The sequence below is a fragment of the Pseudoduganella rhizocola genome, assembly GCF_045984285.3.
In the GTDB taxonomy this organism is placed as follows: domain Bacteria; phylum Pseudomonadota; class Gammaproteobacteria; order Burkholderiales; family Burkholderiaceae_D; genus Rugamonas.
Genome location: NZ_JBJQIK030000001.1, coordinates 622,740 through 635,621 on the forward strand (window position 1 = coordinate 622,740; position 12,882 = coordinate 635,621).

The 12,882-nt window shown below is 58.7% G+C and carries 8 protein-coding genes; all 8 read left to right on the forward strand.

Annotation, left to right across the window (positions count from 1 at the left end):
- Nucleotides 1–377: 377 nt before the first annotated feature.
- From ACJRPG_RS02905 to ACJRPG_RS02940, 8 genes are read left to right on the forward strand one after another with little or no spacing between them, the layout of a single operon-like run.
- The gene (locus ACJRPG_RS02905; RefSeq protein WP_407998538.1) at nucleotides 378–2,417 is read left to right on the forward strand and encodes a hypothetical protein; all 2,040 of its coding nucleotides are present in this window, start codon (nucleotides 378–380) and stop codon (nucleotides 2,415–2,417) included.
- A gap of 26 nt (nucleotides 2,418–2,443) precedes the next feature.
- Entirely contained in the window at nucleotides 2,444–3,469 is a 1,026-nt protein-coding gene (locus ACJRPG_RS02910; RefSeq protein ID WP_407998539.1) for a hypothetical protein, read from the forward strand.
- A gap of 55 nt (nucleotides 3,470–3,524) precedes the next feature.
- Nucleotides 3,525–7,034: a glycosyltransferase gene (locus ACJRPG_RS02915; RefSeq protein ID WP_407998540.1), complete on the forward strand. Its 3,510-nt coding sequence runs from the start codon at nucleotides 3,525–3,527 to the stop codon at nucleotides 7,032–7,034.
- 15 nt (nucleotides 7,035–7,049) lie between these two features.
- Nucleotides 7,050–8,591, forward strand: coding sequence for a glycosyltransferase family 2 protein (locus ACJRPG_RS02920; RefSeq protein ID WP_407998541.1), 1,542 nt, complete (start codon nucleotides 7,050–7,052; stop codon nucleotides 8,589–8,591).
- Nucleotides 8,588–9,805, forward strand: coding sequence for a glycosyltransferase family 4 protein (locus tag ACJRPG_RS02925; RefSeq protein WP_407998542.1), 1,218 nt, complete (start codon nucleotides 8,588–8,590; stop codon nucleotides 9,803–9,805). The genes ACJRPG_RS02920 and ACJRPG_RS02925 overlap by 4 nt, the downstream gene beginning before the upstream one ends.
- A complete protein-coding gene (locus ACJRPG_RS02930) occupies nucleotides 9,802–10,719 on the forward strand; it encodes a hypothetical protein (protein ID WP_407998543.1) in 918 nt (305 codons plus the stop codon). Before ACJRPG_RS02925 ends, ACJRPG_RS02930 begins: the two co-directional genes overlap by 4 nt.
- Before the next feature lie 38 nt (nucleotides 10,720–10,757).
- On the forward strand, nucleotides 10,758–11,768 hold the full coding sequence (locus ACJRPG_RS02935) for a GDP-mannose 4,6-dehydratase (protein WP_407998544.1): 1,011 nt from the start codon (nucleotides 10,758–10,760) through the stop codon (nucleotides 11,766–11,768).
- 58 nt (nucleotides 11,769–11,826) lie between these two features.
- The gene (locus ACJRPG_RS02940; protein WP_407998545.1) at nucleotides 11,827–12,855 is read left to right on the forward strand and encodes a GHMP family kinase ATP-binding protein; all 1,029 of its coding nucleotides are present in this window, start codon (nucleotides 11,827–11,829) and stop codon (nucleotides 12,853–12,855) included.
- Nucleotides 12,856–12,882 lie beyond the last annotated feature (27 nt).

Sequence of the window (12,882 nt, forward strand, 5' to 3'; positions counted from 1 at the left end):
TTTTTTTTTCTGCGTTCTGTGCCCTGCGGCCATGGTGTTTCGGTGCCTGTTGTTTTGCCGCCCCGGCAGCCAGTGAAGGGCGGTAGGCTTCTTGGCGCGTGCCGTAACCACTCGTGCTGCCATACAGCTTGCAGCAGGCTTGGCTTCGAGGCGGGGGGCAGCAGGCAAGATTCTCGTATTTTGGGCCGGAGTTCGCTATAATTGTATTTTGTTAATACAAGGTTTGTCTAAATGAGGTCTTGGCAGTCTTGCTCGGTTGAGGCTTTACTTGGGTGATAGGGATTTTTTATTCTGGGGTTTGTATGGCGAGTATTTGTATTACTGGACCTTCTGATACTACATTAGAACCGGTATCAGAAGTTCTGCGATGTATTGGTATGGCATCTCCCAAGCCATCTCAAGTTAATCCCGAATTAAGTTTCAATACCTGGCACGCGCAGGTGTTGAAATCTGGCCCAGGCATGGATGATTCTCATCCGCAGGCTGCAATTGGTCGTTTTGGGGATCAGCTCGCCCGCGACCTTTTTTTTGCCAATATGGATGCTCAATTGTGGGGCTGGAGCAGTGCCGCTAGCGTTGCGCTCCTGGACTACTGGCGTGATTTTGAGCCTCGCACTTTCTTTGTCCTTGTCTGTGAGTCGCCTGCGCGGTTCATCGGTCGTTTCTTGGGTGCGGGAGGCGAGGTGCAGCTTGCCAGCGCTGTCGCGGCATGGATAACAAGCCACACCGCAATGCTGCGGTTCTTTCATCGGAATCCGGCACGCTGCGTCCTTGTGGACGTCGCAGCATGTGAGGAGGATGCGGACGGATTTGCGTCCATGGTCAAGGACCGCCTGGGTATACAGGCAAATGGCGCGCCACTGCGGATGTCGGTGCAAAAAGTCCAGGGCACCCATATCAACGCCTTGCTGGCCGAGGCCCTGGGCAACGCCTATCCCGAACTTGTTGCGCTATACGCGGAAGTACAAGCCAGCATGTCTTTGCTGTCCGCGGAGGTTCCCACTTTGCGCGACGCGAACACCTTGTCCGCCACGTTCGACGAGGCGCGAGCTCTGTACTCCGATGCCGCTGCCTATGCCCAGCTTTCCCCGAAATATCAGGCCTTGAAGGTACGGAATGGGGAACTGGGCGAGTCGCTGGCACTTTTGTCAACCGAGCTGGCGCATCACCGCGAAACAGCTGATGCTGAACGAAGCAAGGTCAAACAATTGGCTGTTGCACTGGATGACGCTCTTAGGGAAGCTAAAGCTTGTGAGGCATTGCGTTCTTCGCTGAGCCAGGTGAGCGCTGCGCGAGATCAGCTGCAGCAGGAGCTGGAGCGTCATGAAGCTGGTTTGCACGCATTGCGGAGTGAGAATGCGCAGCTGCTATTCCAGATGCAATCGGCACAGAATGCGTTTGAGAGCTATGCCGCGCAGCACGGCGAGTGCGAGCCAAGGCTGGCGGAACACGGCGCGCGTTGGGAGCGGATGCTGCTGCGCAATCCGGACTATGTGGACTATGTTCGCGTGGAAGTGCTGGCAAGCCATAGGACGGGCCAGCAGGTACGGTGGCGTATCGTTGGCTTGTATGATGGCGAGCGGCCGCATGACGTCGTTTTCGACACCGTGATTGAAAATGGCATGCTCGGCATTATTTTTGACAGGACTGATCCACCGTCGGAGCAGTTCCTGCGCTGGCCTGATGGGTTTGCTCACCTGCAGCAGATTGAGCTGCGCGCCGATTTTGGCGGGGCTGGCGGCCAACAGCGCCAAAAGCTGTTGCTGGGATTATCCGGCCGGGAATGGACGCGGATTCAATTGATACTGGCTGCATTGCTACAGTCGCTCAGGATCGATCGATGGGCGTCACCCGCCGAGCCTTATGAACTCGCTTTGCGTAATGCACAGCGAGCGTTACGCGCGATCCCTCCCGTGCCGCGCTTCGAAAAAGTCAGTTTGCTCAGTGAGTATGTTCACCCCGACTACGAGCACATCTGGCTGCACATCGGCGGGCTGTCCATTGGCAAGGAAACCCTGCCGTCCTTCGATATTCGCCTGGCATGCGGCGGTATCGGCGCCGATGGTTTCGGCCGTCATCCGCGCATCGAATTCCCGGAAACGACAGGCCGTATGCTGTTCGATTCATGGTATGCGGTGGCCGAGGATGAGTATGGGCCGAAACTCGAACTGAGGTTTGCCGTACCGGATGCGATGGATCTCGATGTCTGGGGCAAATTGTCTGCCGCCGATCGCGGCCGCATGGGCGTGCTGATCGTAGGCGCCGCCCGCTTCCTGGAGGCGCTGCGTGAAAGCGGGGTGCCATCACGCAGGCCGTGGGCTGAGTGGCAGCAGATGCTGGCAGAACTACAGCGGATTTTCGTTCTGCGGACGCAGCTGGCAGGGCAGGCGGGCATACGGGCCGAGGTAGCACGGTGATAGCTACTTCTACTGCACAGAACTCCGTGGAGAGCCTGCTGTCCTTTTTATATCGGCTCTATCCGCCGGACGCGGTGATACATATCGGTGCCGGGACCGGAACAGGGCGTATGCATGCATGGCAGGCCTGGGCGGTGCCCAATGCACTGCTGGTCGATGCCGACGAGGCAAGGCTAGCATGGGTGCGCGGGCGTCAGCAGCAATATCCGGACTGGCACCCGGTGTGCGCTCTGCTTGACCGTGAGGTTCAGGTGGCGGCTTACCATACCGCCAGCAATCCGGCCGAAAGCGGATTACTGCCCCCGGCTGACCTTACCTCGCTGTGGCCCAATCTGCGCTCTGTACAGGTGGCGGAAGTGCCGACGCAGACCGTGGACGCACTACTGACTTCCCCTGCGTTGGCGTCGTTTGCCAATGCGGCGTCCACCTGGCTGCTGGTGGATTGCTTCCCCGCGCAGCGGATCTTGCAAGGTGCTGTCCTGGCCATGCAGCGTAGCTCGCTCATCTGGGCGAGGACACTTGCTGCCGATTGGCCGGGGACCGCTGACGGCGCTGGCGAGCAGGAGGTGTTGGCCTTCCTGGCTGCCCAAGGCTTCCGCTGCGTTGATAGGGGGGAGGGGAATCACCCGGCGGTGCGAGAGCTGCTGTTCGTCCGAGATTGGCAAGCTGCGCTGGCAAGCTCCTTGCGACAGCAAGTGTTGTCGCAGGCCGAGCTGCAGGCCCTGCGCGACGAACTCTCCGCAGCACAGGCTGCCGTGGCTGGCGTGCGGGCAGAACAGGCGGCAATGCAGGCGCCACTGGATGGCTTGCGGGAGGAAATCCGGGTGCTGGCAGAGGAAAAAAACGCTCTGCTTGCCGAGTGCGCAAGCTTGCGTAATGAGCTTGCCGGTGTCCGGACAGCAGCCGAGATTGCCGCGGCCACGCATGCGGAAACGGATGGCCGTATGGCGGACCTGAACTCGCGCCAGAAACTGCTTAGCGATGAACTGCTCAAAGCCGAGGCCCAGCTGGAATTGATGAAGGATGTGCTATTGCGGGAAATCGGCGATTAGACGGCCTGCGCGCCCGCAACTATTGAACAAAACAGTGACTCTTTTGGAAAACAGGATGACGAAGCAAGGATGTATTGCGCAAGGTAACAGGCTGATGCGAGAAGGGGCTTTTGAGCGTGCGATTCAGTGTTTTGCCGCGATAGATACTCCTGTTGCCGGGCTGCTGAAGATCAGCGCTGAAAACATTGTGCTGGCGCGGCGCTATGCCGTCCCCGTGGCCGGGGCGCAGAGCATTGGCGTGCTGGACACGGGCGCAGATCCCGCCAGGGCCGAAGCTTTGTCCGATGCCTATGCCACAGTGCTGGCTGCGGAGGGGCGCCGCGCCGTGTTCAGCTTGCCGGCCGATCTGCTAGCGCTGCACGAAAGCCAGTCAGATCAGTTGTTCCTGAGCCGGCTGTTCAGCTTTGTCTGCGCCAATCCATATCACGTGGTGCATCTGGCGGGCATCAGCGTTCCAGCGGTGGTGGCGGCCGTCCTTTACCGCCTGCTGTGGGGCAGCAGGCTGCTGGTCGACGTGGGTGTGATTGCCGGTGAACTCGATACGGGCGTGCTCCGGCCCCGCCAGAATGTGCGCCCGCTCGGGTTTCAGGAGCTGGTCCGGACGTTTGATGCGCTCACAGTGGCCACAGCTGCTCTGCAGCAGCGCTGGGGGGGTGACCTGCTCAGCCTGGAAAACGGACCAGGCCCCGAAGTCGCCCAACAATTCGCGCAATACATGGCGCTGCCTCCGAAAGGCGCGGCGCTGGCCGCGCTGGCATTGCGCTTTATCGAAGCGGCCCCGCCTGTGGTCCAGGCCCTGCTTGAGGCGCCGCACAACATTCCGGCTGGTGGCGGACTGAGCGCGCTGTCGCCAGGTAAGGTGTTCCTGTCCGGAACCCACGCTCCGCCGGTGCCGGGCGAGCCGGTACCGGCAATAAATGTCGCGGCGCAGACGCTGCAGCTGACGCGGTTAGAGGCCCAACTGAAGCGGTCGCAATCCCAACTCAGAAGGCTGCAGGGCGATATGCGCCGCAACGTGGCCGGACCGGCGCAAGAAGCCGGTCAAGGCATGCTGAGCGCCGGCCCGTCACCCGCCGTCAAGCAGGCAGGCACGCCGGGCATAGCACCTGCGGAGCTGCGCGCCCTGGCGGCCATGTGGGGTATGCAGCCGCTGACGGCCGGCCTGCCGGATGCGTTGCCATCGAAAGAGGCATTGGCCGAACGGATGGTGCGGTTGTTCGACGAACCGTTTTACCGTTCACAGCTGCACTTGCCGAGCGACCAGGACGCATTCCAGCATTTCTGCCGCCAGGGATGGGTCGAAGGGCGGGATCCGAACTGCCTGTTTTCACTCGAACGGTATTGTACGCTGTACCCGGAGGTGGCCCATGCTGGAGTCAATCCGCTATTGCATTATGTGGTGGCGAGCCAGTTTGCGGTGGTCGATATCGGAGGCGTCTTTGCAGCATCGTTCTACGCAGAACGCTACGGCATAGCAGTGGGAGCGCAGAATCCCCTCGAGCATTTTGTTTTCCTCGGTCTGCAGCAAGGCCATGCTCCGTCTGCCGACGTTGAGCCGTGTGCCTGGTTGCGGTCCGATGAATTGCAAGCCGGCGCCTGGCGTGCGGCGCAGATCCTGCTTGAACGCATGGCGTATCCAGCGATTCCGGAAGACCGGCTGGCGCTGCCAGCGGCCGAATGTCCCGAAGTGTCCATCATTATTTGTGCGAACGCTAACAGCGACGCGGTAGTTAGCGCGCTGGCACTGATCAGTTCGGCACCCATGGAGCAACCCTTCGAGGTCATTGTCACTGCAGATGGTGCCATCGGCCCGCTGACCGCGACCCTGGCGAGGATGCGCAATGTGCGTTACCTCGCGGCGCCGGGACAGATCGGCTGGAGCGCGGCGGTCAACCGTGCCTTAGCCAGTGCCGTGGGCGAGTACGCCATTGTGATCAGTGGCGACATCGAGCTGAGGCCCGGCTGGGCCCTGGAAATCCTGGACACCCTGGCGCGTGAGCGGACCATCGATATGGTGGGGGCGAAGATTCTCGATGGCGCGGGCGCCTTGCAGCACGCCGGGGCCTTGCTATGGCAGGATGGCACGGTTACTGTGAACGGAGGGGAGGCCGCCCATCCGTCCGTCAATTATCTGCGCGACGTGGACGGCGTCAGCCCGCTGCTGTTTGGATGCCGAACCCGGAGCTTCCTGAGTGCGGGGGGCTTGCGGCCGGAGTTCGAGCAGCCGGCTTACGCCATGCTGGACCTGGCGTGTGCTTTGCGTGCGCGCGGCGGACGCGTTGCTTACCAGCCGCTGGCGAGCGCCGTCGCGTTTGGTGCAATGGCGCACTACTCCGCCGGCACCGGCGACAGCGCGCTGCTGATGCGGCGCTGGCCGGCGCAAGTGGCTGAACTGCCGCCGCCAGGTGGCTCACGGCAACGCGGCCGGATCGGTCACATTATGGTCGTGGACCAGATTACCCCCACTCCGGACCGCGATGCCGGTTCAGTAACCCAGGCCTTCATTCTTGAGATTTTCGTCCGGCTCGGCTGGGCCGTGAGTTTTGTGCCTGAAGCGACGATGGAGAACCGTCCGGGCTATACGCAAGCTTTGCAACGCATTGGTGTGCAATGTATTTATGCACCGCACTATCAGAACCTGTACGAGTTTGTCCGGGACGAAGGACGGACGGTCGATGTGGCCATGCTATATAAGGGCCCGCCCACCGTTCACTACCTGAACATCATCGGGCCGCATTGTCCGCAGGCGCGCATTCTGTTCGATACCGTCGATGTGCACTATCTGCGGGAAATGCGGGAAGCGGAGCTAGCTGGCTCCAGTGAGATGATGGCAAAGGCCATGCGCACCAAGACGCTGGAGCTGGAGGCGATGCAGCGTTCCGATTGCACGATCGTCCTGAGCCATCACGAAAGGGAGTTGCTGGAGCGGGAGGCGCCCGGCGTACGCCTGGCAGTGCTGCCGCTGATCCTGGATTGCCCTGGAGCGCAGGTGGCTATGCATGAGATGCGCGACATCTGCTTTATCGGCGGCTTCCTGCATCAGCCGAATCGCGATGCAGTGCTCTACTTTGCAGAGCAGATCTGGCCACATATCCTTGCCCGCTTGCCGACCGTCAGGTTCCGCATCATGGGCAGCAATGCGCCGCCGGAGGTGCTGGCCCTGGCCAGTGATTCCGTCATCATCGACGGTTTTGTTCCCGACCTGGCGACCTCGCTCGCGCGCTGCCGTATTTCGGTTGCGCCGCTGCGCTATGGCGCAGGTATCAAGGGCAAAGTGGGAAGCAGCTTGAGCTACGGCGTGCCTTGTGTGGCGACCTCGCTTGCCGCGGAAGGCATGGGGCTGGGCGCGCACGATGGCGTCGAAGTGGCGGACGATCCGCAGGAGTTCGCCCGCCGGGTCGTACACCTGTATCAGGACGAGGCCTACTGGTCTCGGATGTCGGCTGCCGGGATTGCTTTCGTCGAGCGTGAATATTCGTTGCAGGCCTCAGCTAAACGCATCGGCGGCATATTGCATGAGCTTGGTTTTCCGGCGAACGCCGACGCGGCAACGCTGTTTGAGTGAAGACGAGGAATGGTAGTGAAGTTATCCGATCAGGGACCGATGGCATTTGAGGCCATCCGGTATGCCGCTCCGGCTGAGATAGCGGCATGTGTGGAGCGCGCCGCGGGCGGCACCCTATTCCGTTCAGTGGCGGAGCACAGTTTCTGTTTTGCGTGCGAACGTTTTTTCCGTGCCGGCAGCTCCGCATCGGCTGCACGCTGTGTGTGTCCAGATTGTGGCCTGAGCATGGTCGAGCAAGCCGGCCTGTACCTCGCAGTAAGGATGTTCGGCCCGACGGCCGAGTCCGCAATCGGGGTCAGGGGCAGCGCAGCGCTGGCCGCAGGCTTGCGCCAGCTGACGCAAGCCGTGTCCTTGCCGGCGGGGGCGCCGGTCGATGTGCTGCTGGTTGATGAGATGTCTGGCGCGCTGGCCGGCGATGCGGTGCCGTCCGCGCTGGCGCAGGCCTTGCTGCCTGGCGGTGGGCTGGTGTGGAACTGCGGCGTGGGTGGGCCCGGCCTGCCTGCATTCATGCGTGGGGTAGAGCAGGCCGGTTTTACCGAGCTTGCGCTGGTTGAGGTAAGGGCCACGGACGGGATCGAGTTCCAGCATCTGTTCCTCACTGCGCGGAGAGCCCGGGCCGTAGCGGCGCCGATTGCGCAGCGCGGCGGACGCTCGCCAGTGTCGGTGGTTATCCCGCTTTACAATCACGAAAAATATATCGCCGCGGCGCTAGAGAGCGTGTTTACCCAGAGCCGGCCGCCGGCGGAGGTTATCGTGATCGATGATGGCTCGCGCGATGGTTCCGCGGATGTGGCGTCCCGTTTGTGCAAGGAATTTGATGGTGCGGCAGTCTACCGCCAGGAAAACCGGGGCGCCCACAATACCATCAATGCGGCCATCGCCCGTTCCACCCAGCCCCTTATCGCCATCCTGAACTCAGACGATATCTACGGCAGCAGCCGGCTCGAGAAATGTACCGATCTCATCAGGGAGCGGCGCGCCGCCATTGTCACCAGCTCCATCGAGTTCATCAACGATGAAGGCGCAGCAATCCCCAATCCCTGGTACGAGAGTGCACTGGCGTACTGGCGTGAATGCGGGAACACGGCTTTGGCCTTGCTAAATGGCAATTTCATCATGACCACCTCGAATCTGGTGCTGGAACGCAAGGTGTTTTCCCATATTGGCGGCTTCAAAGATTTCCGCTACGCACATGATCTCGATTTCTTTATCCGTGCCCTCGCGCATGGTTATGCGATCCATGGCATTGCTGAGCCCCTGCTGAAGTATCGCTATCATGCAAGTAACACCATTTCGGAAAATCACACGAAAGTTCGGGCGGAATGGGCCTATATCTGCGCCGATGCCATGCTGCACCATGCTCAAAATCTGAAAGAAGAATTAACTGTATGGGAATTCCTGGAGCGAATGAATAAGTTGATAAGCGATCATAATCTCGCCCATGGGGTGATGTCGATACTGAGGGAGATGGCAGCACCGGCAACGGTTCCCCAGGAGTATGCGCAACTGGCGGCCACCGACGGCTTTCAAGCCCATTTGCTGAGGAGCCTCGTATGAAGACGCTTCTGATATCCAACCTTTACCCGCCGAATGCGCTCGGCGGATATGAGCGTCTGTGCTTCGCTGTAGGCGAAGAGCTGCTGACCAAGGGCCATGAAATCGGTGTATTGACCAGCTCGTATGGCGGCCAGCAGGCTGATTATCCTGGGCAAAAGATATGGCGCTCGCTAACAATGCTGGCGACGGAGGGCAATATCTACCAGCCTTTCCAGGCAACGCCCGAGCAGCGGCGCGGTATCAACGAAGAGAATGTGCGGCAGCTCCATCGTGTGGTGGAGGAATTTCAACCGGACGTGATCTTTGTCTGGAATCTGTTCTTCTTCGACACCACGCTGGTGACGGCGCTGGAAGAGAAGTATGGCAGCAAAGTTGTCTATTTTCTCACCGATAACTGGCTGATCAGTTTGTTCAATGGGGAGTTCCTTGGGCGCTATTTCCCCCAGGTGGTTTTCGGCGACCGGGCGGACAGCGAGATCGTGAGCGCTAAGCCGGACATCTCCATCGCCGGGCGCGCAATTTTTGGCAGCGAGTACATGCAGCGTCTGTACACCCAGGCAGGCTTGCGGTTTGCGGACAGTGAAGTGATACACAACGGGGTTCATCTACCGGATCTGGACGGCGTGCGTCTGGCGCAGCGGTTGTCGATGTTAAAACATGGCGAGGTAAGGCTGCTGTTTGCCGGCCGGGTAGTGGATTTGAAAGGGGTGGAGACCGCGATCCGGGCCCTGCCAGACATTCTGCGCCAGTTGCCGCAGCGCAAGGTGACGCTGGATATTGTCGGCGATTGCCAGGACAATTCCTATCTGGGACGGGTCAATGCATTGATTGCCGAGCTGAATCTGGGCGACCATATCCGCTTCCGTGAGCCGGTTGCACCGGATACCCTGAATGAACTCTTCCAGCAATATGATATTTATTTGTTCCCGTCCTTGTATGAACCGTTTGCACTGACCCTGATTTTCGCCCTGTTTGCTGGCATCCCTACCGTTGCGTCAGCTGCTGGGGGCAACACGGAAATCGTCTTCGATGGCGAGAGCGGGGCCCTGTTCACCAAGGGCGACGCACAGGATCTTGCCCGGCGCGTCCTTCAGCTGGTCAACGATCCGGTCTACCGAGTCGGTATCAGCCGCCGCGGCCGGGTGATTTCATCTCAGTTCACTTTTGCGACCATGATTGAAAAAATCGACCGCTCCTTGCGAGGCAGGAATTGATCCCATTCCTCCAGAAATTGTTCCGTGGGGAGCCGTCTCCTTCGCGTGCGGCTGCCGGAAGCGCGACCGCCGCTGCCGTAAAACCGAAACCTTATGTGCTATTGATGTCCGGACGATGCGGCAGCTCTATGCTGATGGCGTATCTGAATCAATTTGAGGATGTCATTTGTTATCCTGAGTTATTTTTTGAACGCTCAGATGAATATCAAAAAATATTTCTTCAGGCCCTGGTTAAAGGCGAGGAGAAGACGCTGATTGATGAAAAATCGTCAATCGGCTACAATGGAACGTCTCCTTTTGCCAAGGATCCGGATAAACTGTCTGCCGTGGGACTGAAGGTCAAATATGGCGATATAGTGGACCTTCCTGCCTTCAAGCAGTTTGCATTGGAGAATCGGCTAACGGTTCTTTATATGTCCCGCACCAATATATTGCGTGCCGCATTGTCGAGATACCGTGCCATGAAACTGCATGAGCGGCACGGCGATTATAATATGACTTCGCAACAGCAGGCGATCGGCGCATTGCACATGGATTTGGTGGAGTTTCTCCCTTGGGTCGAGCAGGAGGAGAAATATTTCCATGATCTTAATGACATTGTTGGTAATTTCGGCATGCGTGTGCCGGGTGTATTGTACGAAAATGTCATTAACGACGTTCCCGGCCAAATGAATTATATACTCGAAATCCTGGGTTCACGCTTCCGCATGCGTTACGAATATGACCGGCGGCGCGCCCTGCCGAGCATTTATGAACTGGAAACACGCAATTTCGTGAAGCATCTGGAACAGCGCGTGCTGAAAATGACAGATGATGACTTCTCAAAGGTCATCTGCAACCATGCGGAGTTCGAAGACTTTTTCCGGCAGTCGAAATATGCCGAGTTTTTATCTCCCGAATTTGAGGCTTTTTGATTCACAGAATTTTCAGAAAAGTATAGGAACAAGAAATTATGACGCAACGTGCCTTTATCACCGGAGTCACCGGGATGGTAGGTTCCCATCTGGTTGATTATCTGCTGGAGCATACTGATTGGGAAATTTATGGCCTGTGCCGCTGGCGCAGCCCCTTGGACAATCTGGCGCATTTGCTGCCGAGGATAAACAAGCGCGATCGCGTCCATCTATTGTACGGCGACCTCAGGGACTACCACTCGATCCATGAAGCGGTACGGGTAGCCGCGCCGGATTTCGTATTCCACCTGGCAGCCCAGAGCTATCCGAAGACCAGCTTTGATTCACCGTTGGATACGCTGGAAACCAATGTTCAAGGGACGGCCAATGTGCTGGAAGCCTTGCGCAAAACGGGCATGAATGCGGTAACGCACGTCTGTGCTTCATCGGAGGTGTTCGGTCGGGTGCCGCGTGAAAAACTCCCGATCGACGAGGACTGCACCTTCCATCCGGCTTCGCCCTACGCTATCTCCAAGGTTGGTACCGATTTGTTGGGGCGCTATTATGCAGAGGCCTACGGCATGACCGTGATGACTACTCGGATGTTTACACACACGGGGCCGCGGCGTGGTGATGTATTTGCCGAATCGACCTTTGCAAAGCAAATTGCAATGATTGAGGCAGGTCTGATTCCGCCCGTTGTGAAGACAGGCAATCTCGACTCGCTAAGGACTTTCGCCGATGTGCGCGATGCAGTGCGGGCCTACCATATGCTGGTGACGGTAAATCCGGTACCGGCCGCCTACTACAATATCGGCGGCACCTATACCTGCAGCGTCAAGGAAATGCTCGATACCCTGTTGAGTTTATCTACTGTGAAGGAGATCCGGGTCGAGACCGACCCGGAGCGCCTGCGTCCTATCGATGCCGATCTGCAGGTCCCGGATACGCGGAAATTCCATGCCGTGACCGGCTGGGTGCCAGAAATACCGTTCGAACAGACGATGAAAGACCTGCTCGAATACTGGCGTCACCGTGTCAGGAACGGAGAGCAGTTCCTCACGCGATAGTGTAGAGGGCACACGTGCGGCGTTGGTACAAATCCAAATAGATAAAGCGAGGAAAGCAATGACGATGGTTCGGGCACGCGCACCGCTGCGCCTGGGATTGGCCGGCGGGGGCACCGATGTGTCGCCCTACACAGAGTTGCACGGTGGTTATGTGTTGAATGCCACGATCGACCGATATGCCTATGCCACGATCAAGGCGCTGGATGGGGAGCAGCTCAGGTTTATCGCGGCTGATCAGCAGACCGAGAAAGTAAAGCAGATCGACGAGCCTCTAGAGCTGAACGGGAAACTTGATCTCCACAAGGCCGTCTATAACGCCATGATCGGCACCTATAACAAGGGCGTGGCGCTGCCGATCGAAATGACGACATATTGTGACGCTCCGGCGGGCTCGGGCCTGGGTGCGTCCTCTACCCTGGTTGTTGCGATGGTGCGGGCGTTCGCAGAATTCCTGAATCTGCCCTTGGACGACTACACTATTGCGAGGTTGGCGTTCCAGATCGAACGTGTCGATTGCGGTTTGGGCGGCGGACGCCAGGATCAATACTCGGCGGCGTTTGGCGGATTCAATTTCATGGAGTTTTACGAGGGAGAACGGGTGGTCGTGAATCCGCTGCGGATAAAGAACCATATTATCTGTGAGCTGGAAGCATCCCTGCTGTTGTATTACACCGGAGTGTCGCGCGAATCCGCCCGTATTATCTCATCGCAGCGCGACAACGTGATGCATGGCGAGGCGACTGCGCTGGAGGCCATGCACGGCATCAAGCGCGAAGCGCTCAGCATGAAGGAGGCTCTGCTGACAGGCAATTTGGCCGGCATGGTCGAATCGATGCGCCAGGGGTGGGAGAGCAAAAAACGTTCCGCGCGCACCGTCTCCAGTGAGTTGATCGACCAGGTGTTCGATGCTGCCATCCAAGCCGGCGCGCTGGCCGGGAAAGTGTCGGGCGCCGGCGGCGGGGGATTCATGATGTTCTATGTCCCTCCTGAAAAACGAATGGCGGTAGCCAGCACCTTACTGCGCCATGGAGGGCAGGTAAGCAATTGCCACTTCACAAAACACGGCACACAAGCTTGGCGGATTTGATTCCTCTGCTGCCGTTCTCGAAAGATT